The sequence below is a fragment of the Streptococcus oralis genome (assembly GCF_001075875.1).
Classification (GTDB): domain Bacteria; phylum Bacillota; class Bacilli; order Lactobacillales; family Streptococcaceae; genus Streptococcus; species Streptococcus oralis_I.
This window is the reverse complement of record NZ_JUOS01000168.1, coordinates 1-405: the sequence shown is the minus strand read 5'-3', so window position 1 is coordinate 405 and position 405 is coordinate 1. Positions and strand designations below refer to the sequence as shown.

The window sequence follows — 405 nt, the reverse complement described above, 5'->3', positions numbered from 1 at the left end:
GACTGTTGTGTCAAGCAAAGATGGTCAAACGCCTGAAGCGAGCGATCCAGTTCAAGCTACGGCAGCGACCCCAGAAACTTCAGCTAAACCAAGTAAACCAGTTGTTACAACAGACCTTACAGGTAAAGCGGGTACTAAGACTCCAGTTGAAGTAACAGTAGACCCAGGTACTAAAGTAGAGCTGTTCGACAAGGATGGCAGCAAGATTGGTGAAGCAACAGCAGGAGAAGATGGCAAAGTGAGCATCACTCCAACAGTTGAAATCCCAGCAGGCCCAGTTACTGCTAAAGCAAGCAAAGATGGTAAGACATCAGATGAAAGTGCACCAAAAGTAGCAACTAAAGATCCAGCAATCACACCAGTAGTGAACCCATCAGCTCTTACAGATGCCGAAAAAGCTAAGGT

Annotated in this window: 1 pseudogene; it reads left to right on the top strand. The window is 46.4% G+C overall.

Annotated features, from left to right (window positions below):
• Window positions 1-405: pseudogene (locus ADM33_RS11515) on the top strand (hypothetical protein); the annotation flags it as partial.